Source organism: Kribbella sp. NBC_00709 (assembly GCF_036226565.1).
In the GTDB taxonomy this organism is placed as follows: domain Bacteria; phylum Actinomycetota; class Actinomycetes; order Propionibacteriales; family Kribbellaceae; genus Kribbella.
The window spans coordinates 1,121,699-1,145,138 of record NZ_CP108996.1; the positions used below are offsets into that span (position 1 = coordinate 1,121,699).

The 23,440-nt window shown below is 68.8% G+C and carries 21 protein-coding genes; 9 read left to right on the plus strand and 12 right to left on the minus strand.

Features of this window, described 5'->3' with window-relative positions; translation table 11 throughout:
* Window positions 1–22: 22 nt before the first annotated feature.
* Window positions 23–1,207 (plus strand): MFS transporter, encoded by a 1,185-nt coding sequence (locus OHA18_RS05355; RefSeq protein WP_329002553.1) that lies wholly within the window; start codon window positions 23–25, stop codon window positions 1,205–1,207.
* 111 nt (window positions 1,208–1,318) lie between these two features.
* Here OHA18_RS05355 and OHA18_RS05360 read toward each other — a convergent pair whose 3' ends face one another.
* Window positions 1,319–2,179 (minus strand): SIS domain-containing protein, encoded by an 861-nt coding sequence (locus tag OHA18_RS05360; protein WP_329002554.1) that lies wholly within the window; start codon window positions 2,177–2,179, stop codon window positions 1,319–1,321.
* Between the two features lie 119 nt (window positions 2,180–2,298).
* Between OHA18_RS05360 and OHA18_RS05365 the strand changes: the two genes are divergently transcribed.
* The 3 genes from OHA18_RS05365 to OHA18_RS05375 all read left to right on the plus strand — a co-directional run bounded on the left by OHA18_RS05365 (window position 2,299) and on the right by OHA18_RS05375 (window position 5,106).
* A complete protein-coding gene (locus OHA18_RS05365) occupies window positions 2,299–3,081 on the plus strand; it encodes a DeoR/GlpR family DNA-binding transcription regulator (protein WP_329002555.1) in 783 nt (260 codons plus the stop codon).
* A gap of 150 nt (window positions 3,082–3,231) precedes the next feature.
* Window positions 3,232–3,921 carry an O-methyltransferase gene (locus OHA18_RS05370; RefSeq protein WP_329002557.1) on the plus strand — a complete coding sequence of 230 codons (690 nt, stop codon included), beginning with the start codon at window positions 3,232–3,234 and terminating at the stop codon, window positions 3,919–3,921.
* Between the two features lie 126 nt (window positions 3,922–4,047).
* On the plus strand, window positions 4,048–5,106 hold the full coding sequence (locus OHA18_RS05375) for a Fic family protein (RefSeq protein ID WP_329002558.1): 1,059 nt from the start codon (window positions 4,048–4,050) through the stop codon (window positions 5,104–5,106).
* A gap of 3 nt (window positions 5,107–5,109) precedes the next feature.
* Here the strand turns inward: OHA18_RS05375 and OHA18_RS05380 are convergent, their stop codons facing one another.
* Genes OHA18_RS05380 through OHA18_RS05395 form a run of 4 tightly spaced genes read right to left on the minus strand, consistent with a single transcriptional unit; the run spans window position 5,110 to window position 7,768 of the window.
* A complete protein-coding gene (locus OHA18_RS05380; RefSeq protein WP_329002560.1) occupies window positions 5,110–5,832 on the minus strand; it encodes an alpha/beta hydrolase family protein in 723 nt (240 codons plus the stop codon).
* The gene (locus tag OHA18_RS05385) at window positions 5,829–6,824 is read right to left on the minus strand and encodes an amidohydrolase family protein (protein ID WP_329002561.1); all 996 of its coding nucleotides are present in this window, start codon (window positions 6,822–6,824) and stop codon (window positions 5,829–5,831) included. Before OHA18_RS05385 ends, OHA18_RS05380 begins: the two co-directional genes overlap by 4 nt.
* On the minus strand, window positions 6,821–7,336 hold the full coding sequence (locus OHA18_RS05390) for a 3-hydroxyanthranilate 3,4-dioxygenase (protein ID WP_329002562.1): 516 nt from the start codon (window positions 7,334–7,336) through the stop codon (window positions 6,821–6,823). The genes OHA18_RS05385 and OHA18_RS05390 overlap by 4 nt, the downstream gene beginning before the upstream one ends.
* A gap of 3 nt (window positions 7,337–7,339) precedes the next feature.
* The gene (locus OHA18_RS05395; protein ID WP_329002563.1) at window positions 7,340–7,768 is read right to left on the minus strand and encodes a RidA family protein; all 429 of its coding nucleotides are present in this window, start codon (window positions 7,766–7,768) and stop codon (window positions 7,340–7,342) included.
* Between the two features lie 143 nt (window positions 7,769–7,911).
* Between OHA18_RS05395 and OHA18_RS05400 the strand changes: the two genes are divergently transcribed.
* On the plus strand, window positions 7,912–11,361 hold the full coding sequence (locus OHA18_RS05400) for a tetratricopeptide repeat protein (protein WP_329002564.1): 3,450 nt from the start codon (window positions 7,912–7,914) through the stop codon (window positions 11,359–11,361).
* On the opposite strand, the gene OHA18_RS05405 is transcribed toward OHA18_RS05400, so the two are convergent.
* The 4 genes from OHA18_RS05405 to glgC are packed head-to-tail and all read right to left on the minus strand — an operon-like array spanning window position 11,354 to window position 16,654.
* Window positions 11,354–12,856 (minus strand): 2-hydroxymuconic semialdehyde dehydrogenase, encoded by a 1,503-nt coding sequence (locus OHA18_RS05405; protein ID WP_329002566.1) that lies wholly within the window; start codon window positions 12,854–12,856, stop codon window positions 11,354–11,356. The two genes, OHA18_RS05400 and OHA18_RS05405, sit on opposite strands and share 8 nt — an antisense overlap.
* Window positions 12,853–14,154, minus strand: a complete 1,302-nt coding sequence (locus OHA18_RS05410) for an FAD-dependent oxidoreductase (RefSeq protein ID WP_329002567.1) — start codon at window positions 14,152–14,154, stop codon at window positions 12,853–12,855. The genes OHA18_RS05405 and OHA18_RS05410 overlap by 4 nt, the downstream gene beginning before the upstream one ends.
* On the minus strand, window positions 14,151–15,392 hold the full coding sequence (gene kynU, locus OHA18_RS05415) for a kynureninase (protein ID WP_329002568.1): 1,242 nt from the start codon (window positions 15,390–15,392) through the stop codon (window positions 14,151–14,153). The genes OHA18_RS05410 and kynU overlap by 4 nt, the downstream gene beginning before the upstream one ends.
* Complete coding sequence (gene glgC, locus OHA18_RS05420; RefSeq protein WP_329002569.1) at window positions 15,389–16,654, minus strand: glucose-1-phosphate adenylyltransferase; 1,266 nt, start codon at window positions 16,652–16,654, stop codon at window positions 15,389–15,391. The genes kynU and glgC overlap by 4 nt, the downstream gene beginning before the upstream one ends.
* Window positions 16,655–16,718: 64 nt before the next feature.
* Between glgC and OHA18_RS05425 the strand changes: the two genes are divergently transcribed.
* Both OHA18_RS05425 and glgA read left to right on the plus strand, forming a co-directional pair.
* Complete coding sequence (locus OHA18_RS05425) at window positions 16,719–17,264, plus strand: GNAT family N-acetyltransferase (protein WP_329002571.1); 546 nt, start codon at window positions 16,719–16,721, stop codon at window positions 17,262–17,264.
* A gap of 18 nt (window positions 17,265–17,282) precedes the next feature.
* Window positions 17,283–18,440, plus strand: coding sequence for a glycogen synthase (gene glgA, locus OHA18_RS05430; protein ID WP_329002573.1), 1,158 nt, complete (start codon window positions 17,283–17,285; stop codon window positions 18,438–18,440).
* On the opposite strand, the gene OHA18_RS05435 is transcribed toward glgA, so the two are convergent.
* Window positions 18,437–19,966, minus strand: a complete 1,530-nt coding sequence (locus OHA18_RS05435) for a glycosyltransferase (protein ID WP_329002574.1) — start codon at window positions 19,964–19,966, stop codon at window positions 18,437–18,439. The genes glgA and OHA18_RS05435 overlap by 4 nt on opposite strands.
* A gap of 125 nt (window positions 19,967–20,091) precedes the next feature.
* Between OHA18_RS05435 and OHA18_RS05440 the strand changes: the two genes are divergently transcribed.
* Window positions 20,092–21,330: a hypothetical protein gene (locus OHA18_RS05440; protein WP_329002575.1), complete on the plus strand. Its 1,239-nt coding sequence runs from the start codon at window positions 20,092–20,094 to the stop codon at window positions 21,328–21,330.
* Here the strand turns inward: OHA18_RS05440 and OHA18_RS05445 are convergent.
* A complete protein-coding gene (locus tag OHA18_RS05445; RefSeq protein ID WP_329002576.1) occupies window positions 21,314–21,994 on the minus strand; it encodes a hypothetical protein in 681 nt (226 codons plus the stop codon). The genes OHA18_RS05440 and OHA18_RS05445 overlap by 17 nt on opposite strands.
* 37 nt (window positions 21,995–22,031) lie before the next feature.
* On the opposite strand from OHA18_RS05445, the gene OHA18_RS05450 reads away from it, so the two are divergent.
* The gene (locus OHA18_RS05450) at window positions 22,032–22,538 is read left to right on the plus strand and encodes a CGNR zinc finger domain-containing protein (protein ID WP_329002577.1); all 507 of its coding nucleotides are present in this window, start codon (window positions 22,032–22,034) and stop codon (window positions 22,536–22,538) included.
* Here OHA18_RS05450 and OHA18_RS05455 read toward each other — a convergent pair.
* Window positions 22,535–23,392, minus strand: coding sequence for a helix-turn-helix transcriptional regulator (locus OHA18_RS05455; protein ID WP_329002579.1), 858 nt, complete (start codon window positions 23,390–23,392; stop codon window positions 22,535–22,537). The genes OHA18_RS05450 and OHA18_RS05455 overlap by 4 nt on opposite strands.
* Window positions 23,393–23,440 lie beyond the last annotated feature (48 nt).

A 23,440-nucleotide genomic window follows, 5' to 3' on the forward strand; every position in this document is an offset into this window, starting at 1 on the left:
TTTGCGTTACAGGAGGCTCGGCGTGCCCAGCTACTACCTCGCGGCGACGCTCGCCCGGTTCGCCGACGAGATGGTCGCGTTCACGCTCGTGCTGCTGGTGCTGGACCGCACCGACAGCCCCACGCTCGCCGGCATCACCGGCGCCGCCTACGCCCTTCCGGCGATCATCACCGGCCCGCTGCTCGGGGCCTGGCTCGACCGGACGTCGCACCGGCGCAGCGCGCTCGCGGTCAACCAGGCCACGCTGGCCCTGGTCATGCTCGGCCTGCTTGCGGTGGTCGGGCACAGCGCGACTTGGCTCGCCCCCGCGCTTGCTGCGATCGCCGGTGCGACGCTACCGCTGGTCAGTGGCGGGTTCACCAGCATGCTGCCGAGCCTGTTCCGGCCCGAACGACTCGCACGGGCCAACTCGTTCGAGTCGGTGAGCTTCAGCGCTGCCACGATCGCGGGACCGGCGACCGCAGCCACCGTCGCGGCAGTGGTCTCGGTCGATGCCGCCGTGGTGTTGATCGTGGTTGCGGCGGCCTGCAGCATCGTCGCCATCAGCCGCCTGCCCGCACTCCCACCGGTCGGTGGCGGCGGCGAGTCCTTCTTGAGCTCGGTCGTCGGCGGACTGCTCCACCTGGCCCGCACTCCGCGACTGCGGGCGTCCACCGTCACTTCGACCCTGCTGATGGGATTCACCGGCATCCTGCTGATTGCCCTGCCGTTGCACATGGTGGAACTCGGCATGCCGAAGTCCGCGGCCGGCTACCTGTGGACCGCGATCGAGCTCGGCAGCGTGACCACGACACTAGTACTCGCGCGCCTGCAGTCGCGGTGGCATCCGGAGTACGTCGTGATGCTGTCTGTGGCGTTGTACGGCCTCGTACTGCTCACGTGGCCGCTCGCCACCACGTTCGCCGTGCTCGTCGTGCTCGCAATCGCCGCAGGACTGACCGAAGGCCCGGCGCTTCCGGCGATGTTCGCCGCCCGGCAGCAGTACAGCCCGCCGCACCTCCAAGGCCGGGTGAGCACCACCGCCGCCAGCCTCCGCGTAGGCGCCTCGGCCCTCGGCCAAGCCACCGCAGGCGTACTCGTACCAGTGATCGGCACCCACACCGCCCTGGTAACGGTCGGACTCGGCCTGGTAGCCGCATCCACCCTCGGCCGCCTCACTTCACCCCACACCCCCGCCACGCCACACCGCCCCGCCCCCCGCGGATAGCCGCGCGGTGGGTTAACCCACCTTGTTGTGGGTTCCCACCCCGGCAGACGACCGGGGAACCCGCAACAGGATGGGGTAACCCATCGCGTGGTGGGATCTGGTCGGGGTGGGTCAGCTGAGGATGACGGAGCGGGAGAGGCTGCGGGGCTGGTCGGGGTTGAGGCCCAGGGCGAGGGACTTGGCGACGGCGACGCGCTGGGCGACGACGAGGGAGGCCATCGGGTCGAGGTCGTGGTGTACGACGGTGGCGCCGGTGGCGGTCACGTCGTCGAGCAGGCCCGCGGGCGGCTCGCCGAAGATCCACACGCCGCGGCCGGGCTGCGCGATCGCGATCGGACCGTGCCGGTAGTCCATCGCCGGGTACGCCTCGGTCCACGCCGACGCGGCCTCGCGCTGCTTGAGCCCCGCCTCGTGCGCCAGGCCGACCGTCCAGCGCGTGCCGAGGTAGGTGACCTGCTCGAGCTTGGCCAGGTCGTCCACGTCGATGGTCAGTGCGGTCTGAGCGTCCGCAGCGGCCTGGGCGAGGTCCTCGCCGAGCGACGCGCGCAGCAAGGCCAGCGTGGTGGTGGCGAACCGGGTCTGCACAACGGACTGCTCATCGGCGAAGTCCAGCATGATGGTGTGATCGGCCAGCTCGACGATCGGCGAACCAGGCGTCGCCGTGATCGCGATGGTCGGCAGGTCGGTCGCACGGATCAGGTCGAGCACCTCGGTCGTCGTACCGGAGCGGCTGATCACCACGATGGCGTCGTACGTGCGCCCAGCCGGGAACTCCGAGCCGGCGAACGCGTCGGTCTCGCCCTGACCGAGGTCCTCGCGCAGGGCGGCGTACGCCATCGCCATGAACCAGGACGTCCCGCACCCCACGGCCGCGACCCGTTGGCCGGCCTTCGGAAGTGCACCGCCGTACTGCGCGAAACCGTCCGAGACCTGTCGCCAGAGGTCCGGCTGAGTGGCGATCTCAGTGCTCACAAATGGCGTCTGGGTCATGTCGTCTCCGCACTTGTCATGGTCGAAACTGCTCGAACGTGATCGAATGGTGCCAACCAGCCGCCACCCGGCTGACCGATTGTGTGAAGGAGGAGCCCCGGGTGAAGCGTTATGAACGCCTGAACACCTTGCTCGAGTCGCTCGCCGAAAAGGGCGCCATCGACGTCGACGAGCTCGCCGAGCAGTTGCACGTCTCGGCAGCCACGATCAGGCGCGACCTGGACCATCTCGGCAAGCAACAGCTCCTCACCCGGACCCGCGGCGGCGCGGTCGCCAACGCGGTGTCGTACGACCTGCCGCTGCGCTACAAGACTGCGCGTTTCGCGTCCGAGAAGCAGCGGATCGCGCAAGCGGCGGCCACCCTGGTGCGTCGCGGCATGGTGATCGGGATGAACGGCGGCACCACGATCTCCGAAGTGGCGCGCACGCTGGCGACCCGGCCGGAGCTGTCCGCCGAGCACGGCGAGCCGGCCTTCACCCTCGTCACCAACGCGCTGAACATCGCCAACGAGCTGATCGTCCGGCCGCACGTGAAGATGGTGCTGACCGGCGGCGTCGCCCGGCCGCAGTCCTACGAGATGATCGGCCCGCTGTCGCACCGGATCCTGTCCGACCTGTCGCTGGACATCGCCTTCATCGGCGTCGACGGGATCGACGAGACCGGCGCCACCGCCCATCACGAGGGCGAGGCGAACATCAACCAGCTGATCGTCAGCCGGGCCGCGAAGGTGGTCGTGGTGGCCGACTCGTCCAAGCTCGGGCAGCGCGCCTTCGCCCGGATCTGCGAGCTGAGCGAGATCGACACGCTCGTCACCGACGCCCAGGCCGACGACGGCCAGCTGACCGTCTTCAAAGAAGCCGGCATCGACGTCATCCGCGCCTGACCCCACTCCACACACCTCCCTCACCAGGTGAGTCACGTCTCCAAGAGACGATCATATCTGATTGTGGGCCGGTTGTTATGAGCAAGAGTGCGCAACCTCCGCGCGTGCAGCACGGAAAGCGGACTTCCAACCGCTAGGCTCTGGTTCAGCATGGGTACCGCAGCCGCAGAACACTCCGCCGACCACTGGGAGGACGCCATCGCCACCGGCATCGACCCGACGTCCTGGGCGTACGCCGAGGACTACACCGGCGAGGACGAAGTCGTCACCGGTGCACGGGCGAGCGCCGCGGACAGCGGTGTCGCCCCGATAGGACCTGGTGCGGCGGCCGCGCTGAGCATGCTCGCGGCCGGCGCCGCGGCCAAGGCGGTCGTGGAGATCGGCACCGGGACCGGCGTCTCCGGGCTCGCGCTGCTGCGTGGGATGCGGGCCGACGGCACGCTCACCACGGTCGACATCGACGCGGAGAACCAGCGCCTGGCGCGCAAGACGTTCCTGGACGCCGGCGTCGCCTCCAACCGCTTCCGGCTGATCGCGGGCGCCGGGCTGGACGTCGTCACCCGGCTCACCGACGGGCATTACGACCTGGTCTTCTGCGACGCGGACCGGCGCGAGAACACGGCGTACCTGCACGAAGCCCTCCGCCTGCTCCGCCCCGGCGGCGTCGTCGCGTTCGCCGGCGTCCTCACCGGCGGCCGGGTAGCCGACCCGGCTCACCGCGACCCCGACACCATGGCCCTCCGAGACCTGATCCGCGCGGTCCGCGACGACGACAACCTGGTCTCAGCCCTCCTCCCCACCTCCGAAGGCCTCCTCACCGCCGCCAAACGCATGAGCTGACGGTGACAAGTAGTGGTCACGCGCCACTGAGAGTAGATTCGGTACGCGAGAAACATGCTAAGAAAACCAACAAACATACTAAGATGAGTAGCGATTAGTACGTTTGTTGGTTTCTTTGGAGGATCGGTGCGTTCGTTCGCAGACCTCGACCGTCTGATCGGTCAGGTCCCAGCTGACATCGTCATGCGGCTCCGCTCGATCGATACCGGTCGCGGCAGCGAGGCGCTGTACCGGCATCAGCTACCGGCTCTGCTGACGGAGCTCGCCAATCGCGCCCGGATCCAGAGCATCACGGCCTCCTCGGCTATCGAGGGCGTCGTGGTTCCGGACGTCGCTCGGGCGGAGCGCGTCATCGAGGGGAGTGCCGGCGTACTGCGCAACAGGAGTGAGCAGGAGCTGGTCGGATACCGCAAGGCGCTCGACTACCTGTTCCAAGAAGACTGGCACCCGTTGAACATCGGCCTCGTGCTGCACCTCCATCGGCTGCTGTGGTCGGAGACGGCGTACCCGGGCGGTCAGCTGAAGATCGACGACAACCTCGTCGTCGACCGCTCGCCGGACGGCAGTACGACGGTCAGGTTCGTGCCTGTTCCGGCGGCGAGAACCGCGCAGTACCTGACCGACCTCATCAACCGCTACCGGGACGCCCAAGCAGACGCGAGGCATCACCCTGTTCTCCTTACCGGTCTGTTCGTTCTGGACCTGCTCGTCATCCACCCCTTCGCTGACGGCAACGGCCGAGTCGCCCGCGCGCTGACGAATGCCCTGCTGATCGAGAGCGGGTACGAGGTCTGCCGGTGGGTTTCGCTCGAGCAGCTCATCGCCGACTCAGCCGACGAGTACTACGCCGCGCTCCTCCGCTCGACCGACGACCGGCACGATGACCAGGCCGACCCGTGGCCGTGGTTGTCGTACTTCGTGACCGTCCTGGCGTCGGCGTACCAGCTCTTCGGTCGCCGCGCCGCTGCCGACCGGAGCGGTGGAACGAAGCAGGACCGGGTCAGGACGCATGTGCTGAGGCATGCGGCACCAGTATTCCGCCTCGCTGACGTCCGAACGGCACTGCCGGGGATCAGCGACCAGACCATCCGCCTGGTTCTCGAGGAACTCAAGTACGAGCAGAAGGTGAGTCCTGAAGGAACCGGACGCGGCGCCGTCTGGCGGCGGATTCCCGACGAGGAGTGACTCTCAGCCGGTCAGGCGGGTTAGTTCGGTGGTTAGTTCGTGCCAGGCGATGGAGAGTGGGTCTATCAGCTCGTAGTGGCCGCAGTGGGGGACGCGGACGAGGCGGGCGGTGGGGTGGGCGGCGAAGTACGACTCGGTGATGCTCAGCGGGACGCGGGCGTCGTCGGTGCCGTGGATGAGGGTTACGGGGGCGATGGGGGCCGGCAGGTGGACCGGGTCCAGGTCGTTGCGTACGCCGCTGCCGATGAAGGCCTGTACCGCGCCGCCGTCCAGGTTGAGGCGATCCGCCATCAGGAGATCGGCCACGGGCGCCAGTGCGATCAGGCCGCGGAGGCGGACCGGGTTCGTCGTCGCGGCGAGCCACAACGCCAGCTGGCCGCCTGCTGAGTGACCGATCAGGAAGTAACCGGCGTGTACGTCGACCAGGTCGGGCAGCGCTTCGAGCGCCGTCCGGACGTCCGAGGTGGTCGCATCGGGATCGCCGGGCTGCCGGCGGTAGTCCAGGGACACGACCGGCCAGCCGAGGTCGGAGAGGGCTTCACAGAGCGGGCGGGCGTGCTTCCGGTCGTACTCCGGCCGCCAGAAACCGCCGTGGACGAAGACGATCAGCGCGCGGTAGTCCTTCGCGTGCCAGTAGTCGATCACCTGGTCCGCGTGGTCGCCGTACTTCAGCTGCTCGTCCGGCTCGCGCGCTGCACGCGTCAGCACCGATCGGTCCTCGGTCATTCCGACCTCCCGAGATAGCGCAGGGCGTTCTCCGTCAGCAACTTTCGCTGCTGCTCCGCGGTCAGGAAGCCGGCCTTCCGTACCACCTCCCCGACCGGCCGCTCGCCCAATGGATAGGGATAGTCACTGCCGACCAGAACGCGGTCTTCCCCCAAGGTATCGACAAGTAGCCGCAAAGGCGCTGATTCGAACACCACCGTGTCGACCAGGATCCGGTCCAGGTACGACGACGGTGGGTGCTCCGAGCAACCACGGACGATGTCGCCGCGCCGGTGCCACGCGTTCTCCAGCCGCCCGAGCCAGAACGCGAAGCTGCCGCCCCCGTGGGCGAAACAGATCCTCAAGGCAGGCGGCAACCGGTCGAACGCCCCGCCCAGAATCATCGCCAGCAACGACAGATGTGTCTCGGCCGGCATCCCGGTCAGCCAGCGCGCCATCCACCGATCCAGCCGCGGTCCGCCCGGCATATCCCACGGATGCACCAGCACCGGCGTACCGGTCTCCGCGCAATGGTTGAGGAAGGCAACGATCCCGGCGTCGTCGAGATCCTTGTCGCCGACGTGGTTGCCGATCTCCACCCCCACGTGCCCGGCCGCTCGCGCCCGGTCCAGCTCGGCGCAGGCGAGGTCCGGGTCCTGCAACGGCACCTGGCAGAACGGTACGAACCGCTCGTCGCCGGCCAGCGTCTCCAGCGTGAGGTCGTTGAAGATCTCGGCCAGCTTGACCGCCTGCTTGGCGGGCCGCTCGTACCCGAAGAACACCGGGGTCGGCGAGACCACCTGCAGATCGATGCCATCAGCATCCATATCGGCGTGCCGTACGCCGCGATCCCAGGCCTGCGGCCCGATCGGGCGGAACTCGGTCGAACCGACCATGATCATCGCGGCCCGCTCGGAGTCGATCCGCAACCACGGCCACCCGTCCCCGCCACAGGCCGCGGCGAGATCCGGCCACCCGTGCGGAACCAGGTGGGTGTGAACGTCGACCGTCATTTACCCGGGTGCAGCGTGCCGCAGTTCGGGCAGGTGCGGGCGTCCTCGCTCTCGTAGAACGCCTTGAACACCGGGGGCAGGTCGGCGACGATGTCGGTCACCTGGAGCTCGACCTCGTGCACGATCCCGTTGCAGTTGGCGCAGTACCAGCGGAACTTCTCCAGCGTCCCAGGCTCCCGGACCCGCTCCACCACCAGGCCGATCGAGTCCGCGTCGCGTTGCGGCGAGTGCGGCATGCTGCGCGGCAGTACCCACATCTCGCCCTCGTTGATGTCGACCCGGCCGGGGCCGTCCTCGGTCATCACGTCGACGTGCATCGTGCCTTTGATCTGGTAGAAGAACTCCTCGTACGGGTCGACGTGGAAGTCGGTGCGCTGGTTCGGGCCGCCGACCACCATCGTGATGAAGTCGTCCCCGGTCGGGAACATCTGCTTGTTGCCGACCGGCGGCTTCAGCAGGTGTTTGTTCTCCTCGATCCACTGCGGGAAGTTGGTCGACTCCAGGTTCGCCATGCCCTATGCCTCCTTCGAATGTTGCGGGATCGCCGCAACAGCTTGGATCTCGATCAGCAGCTGGGGATGCGGCAGCTGATGGACTGCGACGGTCGTCCGGGCCGGACCCGACTCGTCGAAAAACTCACCGTAGACCTCGTTGTACCCGCCGAAGTCGTTCATCGACACCAGGTACGCCGTCACGCTGACCAGATCCTCGAGCCCGGCCCCGACCGCGGCGAGAACGTCCCGGATGTTCTCCAGCACCGCCCGCGTCTGCACCCGGATGTCCAGCGAGACCGTCCCCATCGGGTCCACCGCGGCGCCGGCGATCGAGTTGTCCGGCCGCCGGCTCGACGTACCCGAAACGAACGCGAACCCACCGCTGACCTTCACGTGCGGAAACCGCCCGCGCGGAACCGCCTTGCCCGGCACCACCGTCGCGTCAGCCACAGGAACACCTTGCCGCACACCCCGGCACCCGCCAAGTACCTGCCGCGCGCCGCACCGGTGCGTAGCCGGGCCCATGGCACTCCGATAGCATCGGACGTTGCACATCAACGTGTCATTTCGGGCGATGCGCCGGGGGGCTGAAGGTGACCGACGAAGGCTTCTCGCTGCAGGACGTGATCCGCGGCAGGCAGTCCGGAGCCTTCGTGGGGCGAACCGATTCGCTGCGAGCTTTCGAGCAGAACCTCTCGCTGCCGTTGGACGATCCGCGTCGCCGGTTCATCTTCACGTTGTACGGCGATGCCGGCATCGGCAAGACCTCCCTGGTTCGCCAATGGGAGCGGGTCGCCCGCAGCCGTGAGTACGTCACCGGGTACGTCGACGAGGCCGCCGTCGACGTACCGTCGGCGATCGAACTGCTGGCCCGCGGCCTCGCCGAAGGCAAGGCCGACTGCCCGGACTTCACCGACAAGTTGAAGCAGTACCGCAAGCATCGGCTCACCGTCGACTCGGATCCGGGCGCACCGTCCGGAATCTCGTCGCTGCTGACCCGGTCGGCCGTGCGGATCGGCCTGCGCGCCACCGAACAGATCCCCGGGGTCGGTGCCTTCACCGGCGAGATCGACAAGGAGGCGGCCGCGCTCCAAGCCGATCAGGCGCGGGCGTTCCTGGCCCGCCGGTTCACCAGGCACCAGGACATCGAGCTGCTGCTGTCGCCGGTCGACGTGCTCACCGCCGCGTTCGTCGGAGATCTCCGGGCGATCGGGGAACGGCATCCGATCGGGCTGTTCATCGACACGTTCGAGCGGACCGGGCAGTTCCTCAACGACTGGCTGCTCGAACTGCTGGAGGGACGGCACGGCAACCTGCCGGCGAACATCGTCTTCACCATCTCTGGTCAACGGCCGCTGGATGCGAATCTCTGGGCCGACTACCTGGGCATCCGCACCGACATCGGACTCGACGTCTTCACCCCGGACGAAGCGCGGCAGTTGCTCACCGCTCGAGGCGTCGACGATTCCGCCACCGTGGAGCTGATCCTCAAGCTGTCCGGCCGGCTGCCGGTCCTGGTCGCGACGCTGGCCGAGTCTTCGGCCGTCCACGGCACAGCCGAGCTCGGTGACCCGAGCGAGACCGCAGTCGACAGGTTCCTCAAGTGGGAGCCGGATCCTCGACGGCACGCGGCCGCTTTGTCCGGTGCGTTGCCTCGTCGGATCGACCGGGAAGTCCTCGCCGTCGCGGGCTGCGGCCCCGACGACTTCGACTGGCTCCGCCGCCTCCCCTTCGTGGTCAGCCACACCGACGGTTACCGCTACCACGACGTCGTCCGGACGCCGATGCTCCGGTCGATCCGCCGCGATGCCCCGGAGGAGTGGACCGCCCGGCACCACGCGCTGGCTGCGCACTACGAGGCTCGCCGCCGAGCCCTCAACCTCTCCGATCGCGAGAGCCGGAAGGACAACCGCTGGCGCGACCTCAAGCTGGAGGAGGAGTACCACAAGCTGTGCGCCACCGGTTCGCCGTCGCTGCCCAGTGCGTTGAGCAGTCTCGTCGAGGGCTACGGCCGGGCCGACAGCGTCGCCCGATGGACCGAGATGATCACCCAGGCGGGCCAGGACACCGGACTCGAGGACATCCGGATCCGCGGCGAGCAGCTGACCAGGTGGCTGCGCGGAGGCCCGGACGGCGAACTCCTCCTGCTGTCGAGCCTCGCGGCTGACCGGACTCTGGACGACGAGCACCGCGGCGGGGCGCTGGCCGAACGAAGCCAGGTCCACGAACAGCTCGGCGACGCGGCAGCCGCCCTCAAGGACCTGGACAAGGCCGACGCACTGCGTCCCGGCGTCTACTGGATCATCGGCTGGCGCGGCGACGTCCACTCCAACCTGGGCAACTACCAGCAGGCGCTGGCAGACCTCGACCGCGCGATCGAGCTCTTCCCCGAGTACGAGTGGGCGCTCACCGCCCGGAGCTCGGTTCACCAAACGCTCAGGCAGTACGACGCCGCGCTCGACGACATCAATCGCGCACTGGAGATCGATCCTGCCGATCCTTGGCACTTCGCCAACCGCGGCTCGATCTACCAGGACATGGAGCGGTACGACGAGGCGCGAGCCGACTACGGACGCGCCTTGGAACTGCATCCGTCGGTCGCCTGGTTCCACGCCGCCCGCGGCTCGCTCCTGCACGACCTGAAGCAGTACGCGGAAGCACTCGTCGATCTCAACCGTGCGCTGGCGATCGATCCGGAGTACACCTGGGCCTTGACCGAACGGGCGAATCTGTACCGCACGCTCAAGAGGTATCCCGAGGCGATCGCGGACGTGAGCCGAGCCCTGGCCCTCGATCCGAAGGACCGTTGGGCGTTGAGCGTCCGAACCCTGACCCACCTCGCCGCCGACAACATCGAGCAGGAGCTGGCGGACATGTCGAGCCAGATCGCGGCCGACCCCGACAATCCCTACCTGCTCGGCCGGCGAGGTGACCTCTTCCGGGACACGGAACGGTTCGACGAGGCGCTGACCGATCTCGATCGCGCGACCGAGCTGGATCCGGACGACTGGTGGGCACTTGGCACCCGCGGCCAGGTGTACCAGTCCCTGGGCCGTATCCCGGAAGCACTCGGGGATCTCGACCGGGCGATCGCCCTTGCGCCGAGAATCACCTGGATGCTCATCAGCCGGGCCGAGCTCCTGCGTGACCTCGGCCGGTACCAGGAGGCGGTTGCCGATCTCGACCTGGCGATCGAGATCGAACCCACCTCCGCGCAGGCCTACGCAACGCGTGGGACGGCCTACCACGACAGCGGTGACCTGGACCGCGCCATGACGGAGTTCGACCGCGCGTCCGCGATCGACCCCGACTATTCCTGGCCGCCGGCGCGCCGGGGTCTGATCCATCGGCTCCAAGGCCGCTACGACCAGGCGTTGGCGGACCTGAACCGTGCCGTCGAGATCGACCCGGACTACGCCTGGGCAACGCAGCAGCGCGGGCTGGTCTTCGTACGGATGCGGAACAACGCAGCCGCGCAGCTCGACTTCGATCGCGCTGTCCAGCTCGATCCGGAGGACAGCACGACCGTCGGCCTGCGCGGTGAGCTCCACCGCCGAATGGGGCAGTACGAGCAGGCGCTGCGGGACTTCAGCCGCGTCATCGAGGTTGCCCCAGGCGACGAATGGGGCTGGATCGGACGAGGCCAGACCTACCAGGTCATGGGTGATCATCCGGCTGCCCTGGCGGATTTCGGTCAGGCCCTCGCGATCGATCCCACCGACGACTGGTCCTTCTACCGGCGTGCACTCAGTCTTCGGCAGCTCGGTCAGTCAGCGCCCGCGGAGGAGATGCTCCGGGCAGCGATCGGAGCCCAGGAACACCCCTCGATCGACCTGGACAGCGACGCGCAGGGCGCGTTCAACCGCGTGCTCTACCTGACCGCGCTCGGCGATCGGGAGGCCGCACAGCAGCAACTCGACGCCGTCCTGGCATCGCAGCCGCTCGCGGATCTCGTCCAGGAGGTGATCGACGACCTGACCGAGTTGGGCGGGTTCATCGGCACCGACAAGGTCGGGCCGCTGATCCAGCCGCTGATTACGTGAGCTCCACGCAGACGTTGGTGGTTTCGGTGTAGAAGTCCACCGAGTGCCGGCCGCCTTCGCGTCCGACGCCTGACAGCTTCACGCCGCCGAAGGGGGTTCGGAGATCGCGGAGGAACCAGGTGTTGATCCAGCACAGGCCTACGTCGAGGGCAGCGCCGGCGCGGTGGGAGCGGCCCACGTCACGGGTCCAGACTGTTGCCGCGAGGCCGTAGTCGCTGTCGTTGGCGAGGGCGAAGGCCTCCTCCTCGGTGTCGAACGGCGCTACGTGGCAGATCGGGCCGAAGATCTCTTCGCGGTTGGTGCGGGCGTCGGCCGGCAGGCCGGTGACCACGGTTGGTTGTACGTAGCAACCGCCGTCGCGCGCGTCGTTGAAAGTCGGTACGCCGCCGCCCGCGAGCACGTCGGCGCCCTCCGCCCGAGCGAGGTCGTAGTACGAGAGGACCTTGTCGCGGTGTTGTTTCGAGATCAGCGGCATGTTCATCGTGGCTTCGTCGGCCGGCCAGCCGTAGGTCAGCTCGTCGGCCCGCGCGGCGAGGCGTTCGGTGAACTCGTCGTACACAGATCGCTGGACGTACAAGCGTTCGGTGCACAAGCACACCTGCCCGCCGTTGGTGAAGACCGAGCGGACCGATCCCTCGACCGCGGCGTCGAGATCGCAGTCGGCGAAGACCAGACCGGCGTTCTTCCCGCCGAGCTCGAAGGACACGGCCTTCACGCGGTCGGCTGCTACCTTGCCGATCGCCGTACCGGTCGCGGACTCGCCGGTGAACGTGATCGCGTCCACGCCCGGGTGGCGGGTCAGGTACTCCCCCGCCGACGACGGCCCGAAGCCGTGGACCAGGTTGAACACGCCGGCAGGTACGCCGGCCTCGGCCATCACCTCGGCCAGCACGGTCGCCGACGACGGCGTCTCCTCGGACGGCTTCACCACCACCGCGTTGCCACAGGCAAGCGCCGGCGCGACCTTCCACGTCAGCAGGAGCAGTGGAAGATTCCACGGCACGACGATCGCGACCACGCCGACGGGTTTGCGTACGGCGTAGTTCAACGCGCGCCGTCCGTCCGGAAGGACCGTGGTGTACGACTCGGTCGGGATCGTCGTCGCGAAGTCCGCGAACGCGCGGAAGTTCGCCGCCCCGCGGGGGATGTCGAGCGTCCGCGCCTGGCTGATCGACTTCCCGGTGTCGCCCACCTCGGCCGCCACCAGATCCTCGAACCGCTCCTCCAACCGGTCCGCGACCCGGCGCAGCACGGCGGCCCGCTCCTGCTCGCTCATCCGCCCCCACGGTCCGCGCAAAGCGTCCCTTGCCGCCTGCACGGCCGCGTCGACGGTCTCCGAGTCAGCCTCGCACACGTCGAAGATCTGCTCCCCCGTCACCGGCGAAACCTTCGCGAACCGCGAAGCACTCTCGACGAACTCACCGCCGACGAAGTGCTGCAGCAACCCCACCGAACGGGGTTGCCCGGTCAGCAACTCGGAGGACCAGAGCGTCATCGGCGGGACCTCCGGCGGGTGATCGCCAGGAAGCCGGCGCCGAGCGCGACAGCTGTTGCCGCCAGCAACTGGTGCTGGCGGTGGACCCGGCGTCGGACTTCGGCGTACGGCGTGGTGGAGAAGGAGACCAGCTCGTAGCGGGACACGTACCGGCCGGGAAGCGCGCGCTCGAGGGCGTGTTCCACCTGTTTCTGCAGGCGGAAGACCGGGGAGGCGACCTTGTCGCGCATCTCGACGAAGTTGGCCAGCGCCATCTCGGCGATCGCTTCGGTGTTCTCGCGGCGCCGGGCCTCGAACAGCGGGAGCGCGCGCGCCCACGAGCCGCCGGTGTCGTCCAGGCAGCGGTCGAGCTCGACCACGTCCTCGAACGCACAGTTCGCACCCTGGCCGTAGAACGGGACGATCGCGTGTGCGGCGTCCCCGAGCAACGCGGTACGCCCGTGCGCTTGCCAGGGCAGCGTGTGCACGGTCCCGAGCACGCCGACCGGGTTGTTCAGATAGTCGTCGATCAAGTTCGGTGCCAACGGCAACAGATCGGGGTAGTTGATCCGGAAGTGGTCCTCGATCCCGGCCGCCGCGGTGAGCGCGTCGAACGACCCGGCCGGCCAGAACAGCGTGCAGGTGAACGACCTGTCCGGGTTCGGCAGCGCGATCATCATCGACGTACCGCGCGGCCAGATGTGCAACGCGCCAGGATCCAGCGCGAACTCGCCGTCGGCCGCCGGGATCGACAGCTCCTTGTACCCGTAGTCGAGGAAGTCGACGTTCTCCGCAACGATGCCCTCGGCAAGCAATTGTTCACGCACCGCGGACCCGGCGCCATCGGCACCGAGCACGACATCCGCGGTCGCCGACACCTTCCCGGCCGGCGTCGCGAACACCATCCGGCCGGCGGCAGAGTCCAGCTCCACCAGCCGGTGCTCGAACTCGACCGAGACACCATCGGCGGCCGATGCCGCCGTGAGCAGCGCGTTGTTCAGCGTTCCGCGGCTGATCGAGTTGATCGCCCGGTCCCCCGACACCGAGTACGCCTGGAAGTCCAGCGGCCCGGTCACCGGATGGATCATCCGGCCCTTCATCGGCAGCGCGTCAGCCATCACCTCGTCGACCAGACCGATCCGCCGCAACGCGTCCAGCCCGCGCTCCGAGATCGCCAGGTTGATCGACCGCCCGCGCTCGACCTGCGCGACCCGTGGGTCCGGCCGCCGTTCGTACAGCGTCACCGACAACCCACGCCGGGCAAGGAAGCACGCGAGCAACGAACCAGTCAACCCGGCGCCGACGATCGCGACCTTCATGCCATCACCTCGGCCAACGCCGCGGCGGCCCGCCAGCAGTCGTGGTACGTCGAATACAGCGGCACCGGCGCCAGCCGCAGTACGTCGGGCTCCCGCGCGTCCGCGATCACGCCGTACTCGAACCGCAGCCGCCGCGACAGCTCACCCGCCCCCATACCCCGAACCCGCAACGACAACTGAGCTCCTCGCTTCACCGGATCCCTCGGCGTGATCACCTGCAACGGCACATCCGCGAGGAGCGCCTCCAGGTACGCCGTCAATCGCACACTCCGCTCCCGCAGTACCTCGATGCCGATCTTGTCGAAGAGCTCGAGCGACGTCCGGACCGGGCTCATCGAGAAGATCGGCGGGTTCGACACCTGCCACGCGTCGGCAGTCGCCGGCGGTCGCGACTCGGGTGTCATCTCGAACCGCGTCGCCGCCTCGGTGCTCCACCAGCCCTCGAACCGCGGCACGTCCGTCCCGAGGTGCCGCTCGTGCACGAACGCACCGGCCAGCGCCCCGGGACCCGAGTTCAGGTACTTGTACGAGCACCAGGCCGCGAAGTCGACGTCCCAGTCGTGCAAGGCCAACGGCACGTTCCCAGCCGCGTGTGCCAGGTCCCATCCGACGACCGCACCGGCCGCATGACCGGCCTTGGTGATCGTGGGGATGTCCATCAACTCGCCGGTCAGATAGTTCACGCCGCCGAGCAGTACGAGCGCGACATCGGCACCGAGCTGCTCGACCACATCCGCCGTCCGCAGACTGTCCTCGCCGGGTCGCGGACGCAGCCGGATGACCGCGTCCTCGGCGTCGTACCCGTGGAACGTGGCCTGCGACCGGACAGCGTAACTGTCCGAGGGGAACGCGGCGTCCTCGATCACGATCCGGTGCCGCGAGGGCGTCGGCCGGTAGAAGGACACCATCAGCAGGTGCAGGTTGACGGTCAGCGAGTTCATCACCACGGTCTCGCTCGGCAACGCCCCGACGAGCCGGGACGCGGGACCGGTCAGCAGCTCGTGGTACGGCAGCCAGGGCCTGACAGCGTCCAGATGCCCCTCGACCCCGAGCGCCGCCCATGCGTCGAGGTCCTCGAGCAGCTCGGCCCGGGTCGCCTTCGGCCGCAGCCCCAGCGAGTTGCCGGCGAAGTACGCCACCTCGGGGTAGTCGCCGCCCTGTGCGGGCGGCACGTCGAACAGATCCCGGTGCCCTGCGTCGGTGGCATCGAGGGCCAGGGCCTGAGCCTCGGTCGTCACCCCTCGGCAACCTCGTCAGCCTGGACCGCGGCCTTGGGCGGCTCGATCACCTGACCCTTGCCGAGCACGGTCACGCCGCCCTTGGACACGGTGAAGCCACGCTCCCGGTCGTAGTCGGGGTCGACGCCGATCTCGACGCCGTCCGGGACCACGACGTTCTTGTCCAGGATCACGTTCTTCAGCACGACGTCCTTGCCGATCTTGCAGTTGTCCATGATCACCGAGTGCCGGATGTCCGCGCCGGCGCTGACGATCACGTTCGCACCGAGGACCGAGTGGTCCACGTGCGCGCCGGACACGATCGAGCCCTGGCAGACGATCGACTCGCCGACGGTCGCGTCGTCGGTGAACTTCGCGCCCGGCAGCTGCGGGTGCGAAGTGAAGATCGGCCAGTCGGAGTTGTACAGGTTGAACACCGGCTGGATCGACACCAGGTCCATATGCGCCTCGTGGTACGAGTCCAGCGACCCGACGTCGCGCCAGTACGAGCGATCGCGGTCGAGCGCGCCCGGTACGTCGTTCTCCTGGAAGTCGTACACACCGGCCTTGCCCTCGGCAACGAGCATCGGGACGATGTCGCCGCCCATGTCGTGCCGCGAGGCCGGGTTGGCGGCGTCCTTGCGCAGCGCCTCGACCAGGACGTCGCGGCTGAACACGTAGTTGCCCATCGAGGCGAACGTCTCGTCCGGCGAGTCCGGCAGGCCGGGCGGATCGGCCGGCTTCTCCAGGAACTCCTCGATCACGTGCCCGTCCGCACCGGTCTTGATCACGCCGAACTCGGTGGCTTCCACCCGCGGCACCCGGATGCCGGCCACGGTCACGCCGTTGCCGCGCTCGATGTGCGCGGCGACCATCTGGGACGCGTCCATCCGGTACACGTGGTCGGCGCCGAAGACCACGATGTACTCCGGATCGGCGTCCCTGATCAGGTTCATCGACTGGTAGATCGCGTCCGCGCTGCCCTGGTACCACTGCGGGCCGAGCCGCTGCTGCGCCGGAACGCAGGTCACGTAGTTGCCGAGCAGGGTCGACATCCGCCAGGTCAGCGTGACGTGCCGGTCCAGCGAATGCGACTTGTACTGCGTGAGCACACAGAGATTTCGATAACCGGCGTTCACCAAATTCGAGAGCACGAAGTCGATGAGGCGATAACTTCCCCCGAACGGCACAGCCGGTTTGGCCCGGTCCGCCGTCAGCGGCATCAACCGCTTCCCCTCACCACCGGCCAGCACAATTCCGAGAACTCTGGGCGCCTTTGCCATGTCCGCACCTTAGCTCCGGATGCCCGGGTTCATAAGCGCTTGCGAGTGTCGCCACACTGGACAGATGCCGATCCTCGTCGTACCGACCACTGCCGTTCACCGATCGTTTCTCGCGGCCTGGGACGAGCTGGGTCCGGATCATGAGCGGTGGATGGGTGCGAAGTCGATCGCGGACGACGACGAGGAGTGGACCCGGGAGCAGGCGGCGGACCCGGCGGAGTTCCACCGGCTGGTCGAGGCGATCCGGGCCGAGGCCGACCCGGCGACCGAGCTGCCACCGGGGATCGTGCACCAGACAGTGCTGTGGTTCGTGGACGGGATCGAGTTCCTCGGCCGGCTGTCGGTGCGCCACTGGCTCACTCCGGCCTTGCTCGAGGTGGCCGGCCACATCGGGTACTGCGTTCGCCCGTCGGCGCGGCGCCGCGGGTACGCGACCCAGATGCTGACCCAGTCGCTCCCGATCGCGGCCGCCCTCGACATCGAGCCGGCACTGGTCACCTGCGACTCGGGCAACGTCGGTTCGCGCAAGGTGATCGAGGCGGCCGGTGGCGAATTGGAAGACGAACGACACGGAAAGCTGAGGTTCTGGGTGCCGACACACATGGATTGATGACCTATCGTCGGGCTCATGAAGGTCGCCATCCTGACGCGTGAATATCCTCCGGATGTGTACGGCGGAGCCGGGGTGCACGTGGACTTCCTGGTCCGCGAGCTGCGCCGGCTGATCGACGTGGACGTGCACTGCATGGGCGAGCCCCGGCAGGGCGCGGTCGCGCACTCCGAGGACGACCCGCGGATGCCGACCGCGAACGCGGCGCTGCGCATCCTCTCCACGGACCTCACGATGACGGCCGCGGTCGGGGACGCACAGCTCGTGCACTCCCACACCTGGTACGCGAACATGGCCGGCCACTGGGCCAAGCTGCTGTACGACGTACCGCACGTGGTGACGGCGCACTCGCTCGAGCCGCGCCGCCCGTGGAAGGCCGAGCAGCTCGGCGGCGGGTACCGGCTGTCGAGCTGGGCCGAGCAGACGGCGTACGAGGCGGCCGACGCCGTGGTCGCGGTGAGCCGCGGGATGCGCGACGACGTACTCGACTGCTACCCGTCGATCGACCCGTCCCGCGTCCACGTGATCTCCAACGGCATCGACGCCGAGTTCTACCACCCGGACCCGTCGACCCACGTACTCGAACGGCTCGGTGTCGACCTGAACCGCCCGTACGTGACGTTCGTCGGCCGGATCACCCGGCAGAAAGGCGTCCCGCACCTGCTCCGGGCCGGGCTGCGCCTCGACCCGTCGGTGCAGCTCGTCCTGCTGGCCGGCGCCGCCGACACGGTCGAGCTGAAGGCCGAGACCGATGCGCTGATCGAGGATCTCCGGCTGGCTCGCGACGGCGTGTTCGTGGTCTCGGAGATGCTGCCGCGCGAAGACGTCCGGCAGGTCCTGACGCACGCGCTGGCGTTCTGCTGCCCGTCGATCTACGAGCCGCTCGGCATCGTCAACCTGGAGGCGATGGCCTGTGAGACGGCCGTCGTCGCGAGCGCGGTCGGCGGCATCCCCGAGGTCGTCGACGACGGCGTGACCGGCACCCTGGTCCCGTACGACGAGAACGACACCGACGCCTTCGAGCGGGGCCTCGCGGACGGCATCAACGAGCTGGTCGACAATCCGGCCAAGGCCGAGGCGATGGGCAAGGCGGGGCGCGCCCGGGCGGTCTCGGAGTTCGGCTGGGACGCCGTCGCGGATCGCACCGTCCAGCTGTACACGAGTCTGATCGGCTAGGAGACCGCCTGCCGGACGGCGTCGACCTCCTCGGAACGGACCGGGATGCCTTCGCCCAGCTCGTGGCCGAGCAGCTCGGCGTACAGCTTCCGGAGCCTGGCGGCCTGGCCGCTCCACGCGATGTCGGTCCGGAACGCCGGCACCGCCAACTGCTCCCGGTAGACGTCTCGCCGTTCAAGCAGCACCTCGGCCCGGGCGGCGAAGTCGTCAGGATCGCCGGCCGCGAACACCTCGCCGACGCCGTAGCCCGTGACGAACTCCCGCATGCTCGCCATGTCGCTGACCAGCAGCGGGAGAGCGGCGAGGCTGTACTCGAACAGCTTGTTGGGCAGCGCCATCTCGTGGTTCGGCGCGCGCAGCATCGGGATCACGCCCGCGTCGGCCGTCGCCAGGAAGGTTGTCACGGCCCGCGGCTCGACCGGGTGCACGAAATGCACGCGTTCGGTGACGCCGAGGTCGGCCGCGAGCTTGCGCAGTACGTCGACCGCGGGCACCTCGGGCGACGGTACTGCGACCACTGCCAGGTGGACCTCCGGGAGCCGGCGGAGCGCCCTGATCACGGTGTCGATGCCGCGGACGACGGTGATGCCGCCGCTGTACACCAGCAGCGGAACCTTCCGCGGCAGACCGGTGCGGGACCTGATGTCGTCGGTCATCGGGACGACCTCCGGCACATCCGGGGTGTTCAGGACGACCTCGGGCGTGCGGTCGAGGGCATGCTCCCGCTCGAGCCGGCCCGCGATCGCCGGGCTGACCGTCACGACCCGGTCCGCCGCGGGGAGGTAGTCCCGCTCGTGGTTGGCCCAGGCTGCGATGAACCGTCGGGTACGACCGCCGTACCGCGCGATGCCGGGCACGTACTCGTGGGCGTCGTACACGACCTTGATCGTCCGGCCCGCCGTGCGGGCCCGGGCGGCCGCGCGTACCGCCACGCCGATCACGTGCATGTCGTGGGCATGCACGACATCCGGAGCCAGGCGGTCGATGACCGGGCCGAAGATCGCCTCGTAGTCGTAGGCCTCGGGCACGACGGCCGGCCAACTCACGGCCCACGGCGTCCGCGACACGACACCGTCCCACGCCCGCCACCCGAACTTGAAGGCGCGGTTCTCGTACCGGATCGCCAGGCCACGGGCGCGCGCCGCGAGGAACGCCACCTGCCGCAACTGGTGCCCGAGCTTCCGGCCGGGGCCGCTACCGAGATGCGGGTCCGCGCCCCGCGCCGCGAGCAGTGCCTTGCGGAGCGAGACCTCGGCCGGAACATGTGCCCCGAGCAACGGAAGCCGCCAGTCCCGGCGCCGCCTGCGCCGGTCGAGCCGGGCCTCCTTGAACCGGAAGGCGCCCGGCAACCGGGCCAGTACGGCGCGGCCGTCCATGGTGTCGACCGTCGGCCGGCCGTCCTGGGACACACCCAGCAGTGTGACCCGGAGCCCGGCGTCGGCGAGCACCGCCGCTTCCTTCAGAACCCTGCTGTCATTGGTGATGTCGTTGGCAACCAGCGCCACGACGTGTCGTCGATTCCGCACATCTCCTGAACGACACCTACCCGCCGATTCGTTGAGACGATTCTCGAAATGGTGGGGAAAACTCCACCAGGTGTCCGGGGCCAGGGCCCCTCGTGGCCGTCCCGGTCCGGCGCTTGGCTGGTGTCATGACTTCTCGCCTGACGAAGACCGTCGCCGCCACCCTCGCCGCTGCGGCCCTTCTCGCCTTTCCTGTCTCTGCATTCGGTGCCGTCAGTCAGCCGACGCTCTCCGATGCCGCCGTGTCCAGCGTGCATGCTCCGCGCGGCGCACTGGTGTCCGCTGTGCCTGTGGCGCAACTGACCGCAGCTCAGCTGGACGCCGCCTCCGCTGACTTCCCAGGCACACCACATGCGTCGTACGGCGTCACGGCGTACCGGTTGATCTATCGGACGATCGACCACAACGGGCGGCCGACGACCGCGAGCGGCATCGTCGTACTACCGGACGGGCGCCGGGGTGCGCTCACCGTGGCGGAGTACCTGCACGGGACGAACCCGACCAAGGCGGCCGCGGCGTCGGTGGACGACACCTCCACCGATCGACTGGTCACCGCTCTGTTCGCGGGTCAGGGGCTCGTCGGTGTCGCGCCGGATTACCTCGGTCTCGGGCTCGGTCCGGGCCGGCCGCCATACCTCGACACCAAGACCGAGACCACCTCCTCGGCCGATCTGCTGCTCGCCGCGCGGACCTTCGCGGCCAAGCACGGTGTCGTGCTGAAGCGGGATGTGCTGGTCACCGGCTTCTCGCAAGGCGGGCGCGCGTCGCTGGCCTTCGGTGAGGCGTTGAGCCGCGGCGAGGTCGGCTCGTTCCGCCTCGGCGAGATCCGCGCCGTCGCCGGTCCGTACGACCTGCTCGGCAGCGAGTTCCCGGCGATCTCCACCGGCGGCGTCCTCCCGCCGACGGCGACGTTCTACTTGGGGTACCTCATCACCGCGTGGAACCGGACTGTCGGCCTGTACGACGATCCGCGGGAAGTGTTCCAGGCGCCGTACGCCGCGACCGTCGAGGGGCTGTTCGACGGCACGCACTCCGACGAGGAGATCGTTGCCGCGCTACCCGACTCGCCGCAGAAGTTGTTCACGCCGGCGTTCGTCAAGCAGCTGCAGCATCCGACCGGCCGGTTCCTGCGGGCGCTTCGCGCTGCCGACGAGGTCTGCCGCGACTGGACCCCACGCGTCCCGGTGCACCTGTACAGCGGCACGAAGGACACCGACGTGGTGGCCGCGAACGCCGACGCCTGCGCTGCCCGGCTGAAAGCACGCGGAGCCGACGTGACGGTTCACTCGATGGGCGCGGTCGACCACAGCGGTACGGCGTACGCGGCGTACCCGGAGATCATCCGTGCGTTCAGCCGGTGGGCTTGAGCCAACCGATGCGCAGTTCTTCCGCGCCCGGGCGGTAGGTCCGGATGAGCTCGGCGCGCTCGGGGTCGTGTTCAGGGAGGTCGTCGGCGAGAACGGCCTGCGCCGCGATCGTCTGGGGCCGGGCGCCGAGCGCGGCGCGGAGGTGGAGTGAGCGACGCAGCATCGCGGTCCCCTCGGCGGGCGCCTTGAGATGGGCGAGGTGCCGGATGATGTAGGACTCGAGGAAGTCGTCGCCGTACTTCGTCGCGATCTCGAACGCCTCCTCGTACCGCGCGACGGCGCCGGCGGAGTCCTCGTCGATGTTGTCCAGCAGGACACCCCAGTGGTAGACCGCCCAGCCGCGCTGCAGTTCGTCGCCGCTCGTTGCCGCAGCGCGGTAGCTGGCCTCGGCCACAGCGCGGTCGTCGGGGCGGGGATCGCGCTGGAACATCAGGCGGCTGTAGGCCAGTCGCGCGGTGAGCAGCTGAGCGGTCCACAACGACGGGTCGAGGGCCGCGACCGCCTTCTCGGCCTCGTCGTGATCCTCGATCCGGAAGAACCAGCGGTCGACGGCGATCTCGGCGCGCAGCTCGGGATCGCCGTCCGGGCCGAGGACGGCGAGGGCGGCGTCCCACTCCCCGAGGAGGAACAGACGACGGGCAACGTAGGTGTCATCAGCTAGCATGGCACCTACGTTAAGGATCGAGGATGTAGGTGGTCAAATGGAATACGGTGACTACATTGGCAACGTGACGCGGCTGGCCGTCGAGCTGGCCAACACCGGCACGCTCAGCCTCGACGGCGAACTGGTCGCCGCGTTCTTCACCGAGCACGAGATCACTCCCCCGCCGGACGGCGATTTCGGCGACCTGCCGGACCTCGTGCGTACGGCGTTGGCGCAGTCGGTCGACGGAGCGGCGCCCGACGCCGTACACCGGCTGCTGCGCGAGTACCCGCCGGACATGCACCTGTCCGACCACGACGGCGGCTGGCACGTCCACTTCGGCCGCAACGGCACCCCGGCCAAACGTTGGGTCGGCCAACTGATTGCCGCCAAGCTCGCCCTGCTCGCGGCCGGGGATCCGGCGGTGACACTGGGCCGATGCGCCGCGGCCGGGTGCGGGAACTACTTCGTCGACCAGTCGCGGAACCGGACGCGCCGGTTCTGCTCCAACGCCTGCGCGAGCCGGACCACGGTCGCGGCGTACCGGGCCCGGAAGAGCTCTTAGTCCTTCGGGCTCGGCTGGTTCGGCTGCGGCAGTTCGTCGTTCGATGCGATCAGGCTGCCCAGCAGGGCCAGCGACTCGACATCGCGCGACCCCGGTACGGCGTGGAAGACGACCAGCGTCATGCCGTCGGTGCCGCCGATCGTCAGCTTGTCGGAGCGGAGATCGAGGTCGCCGACGGCCGGATGCGTCAACTGGCTGAGCCGGCCCTTGCGCGGGCGGACGTCATGCCGCGCCCACAGCTGCCGGAAACGTTCGCTGCGCACGGACAGGTCACCGACCAGCTCCTTCAGGCGCGGGTCGTTCACGTTCGGGCCGAGCTCGGTGCGGAGGATGGCGACGCCTTCCTCGGTCAGGTCGTCCCAGTCGCGGCGCATCTCGTGCTCGCGGGGATCGAGCAGGACCGCGGAGAGCAGGTTCACGCCGACCGCGTAGTTCGGCGACAGCGCGGCGCAGAGCGGGTTGACCGCCAGGCAGTCCGTGTACTTGTTCTGCACGTACGCCGGGTGGTTGGGCAGGCCGTCGATCAATTCCAGGATGCTGTCCGGGACCTTCTCACCGGCCCGGCGCTTCGGGGACGGCCGTTCCTGCGCGAGACCTCGCAGGTAGTCGGTCGCATCGGCGTCAAGACGCAGTACCTCGGCCAGCGCCTCGAGGACCTGCCCCGAGGGATTGCGGTCACGGCCCTGCTCGAGGCGGAGGTAGTAGTCCGAGCTGATTCCGGCCAGCATCGCGACCTCCTCGCGCCGCAGCCCGGGCACCCGGCGCAGGCCGATGCTCCGGATGCCGACGTCCTCGGGCCGCACCTGCTCGCGCCGGGCCCGGAGGTAGTCGCCCAGCGCGTTCGTACTCTCCATGGCTCCCACGGTAATCCGGACCGCGCCCGCGTGCCTGGGTCCTGTCAC

What these genes read in the sequence shown, in the direction of transcription:
- OHA18_RS05370 (WP_329002557.1), top strand. Translation starts at nt 3,232, where the DNA reads ATGGGTACCGCAGCCGCAGAACACTCCGCCGACCACTGGGAGGACGCC.
- OHA18_RS05380 (WP_329002560.1), bottom strand. Translation starts at nt 5,832, where the DNA reads ATGACCGAGGACCGATCGGTGCTGACGCGTGCAGCGCGCGAGCCGGAC.
- OHA18_RS05385 (WP_329002561.1), bottom strand. Translation starts at nt 6,824, where the DNA reads ATGACGGTCGACGTTCACACCCACCTGGTTCCGCACGGGTGGCCGGAT.
- OHA18_RS05390 (WP_329002562.1), bottom strand. Translation starts at nt 7,336, where the DNA reads ATGGCGAACCTGGAGTCGACCAACTTCCCGCAGTGGATCGAGGAGAAC.
- OHA18_RS05405 (WP_329002566.1), bottom strand. Translation starts at nt 12,856, where the DNA reads ATGACGCTCTGGTCCTCCGAGTTGCTGACCGGGCAACCCCGTTCGGTG.
- OHA18_RS05410 (WP_329002567.1), bottom strand. Translation starts at nt 14,154, where the DNA reads ATGAAGGTCGCGATCGTCGGCGCCGGGTTGACTGGTTCGTTGCTCGCG.
- glgC (WP_329002569.1), bottom strand. Translation starts at nt 16,654, where the DNA reads ATGGCAAAGGCGCCCAGAGTTCTCGGAATTGTGCTGGCCGGTGGTGAG.
- OHA18_RS05425 (WP_329002571.1), top strand. Translation starts at nt 16,719, where the DNA reads ATGCCGATCCTCGTCGTACCGACCACTGCCGTTCACCGATCGTTTCTC.
- glgA (WP_329002573.1), top strand. Translation starts at nt 17,283, where the DNA reads ATGAAGGTCGCCATCCTGACGCGTGAATATCCTCCGGATGTGTACGGC.
- OHA18_RS05440 (WP_329002575.1), top strand. Translation starts at nt 20,092, where the DNA reads ATGACTTCTCGCCTGACGAAGACCGTCGCCGCCACCCTCGCCGCTGCG.
- OHA18_RS05445 (WP_329002576.1), bottom strand. Translation starts at nt 21,994, where the DNA reads ATGCTAGCTGATGACACCTACGTTGCCCGTCGTCTGTTCCTCCTCGGG.
- OHA18_RS05450 (WP_329002577.1), top strand. Translation starts at nt 22,032, where the DNA reads ATGGAATACGGTGACTACATTGGCAACGTGACGCGGCTGGCCGTCGAG.
- OHA18_RS05455 (WP_329002579.1), bottom strand. Translation starts at nt 23,392, where the DNA reads ATGGAGAGTACGAACGCGCTGGGCGACTACCTCCGGGCCCGGCGCGAG.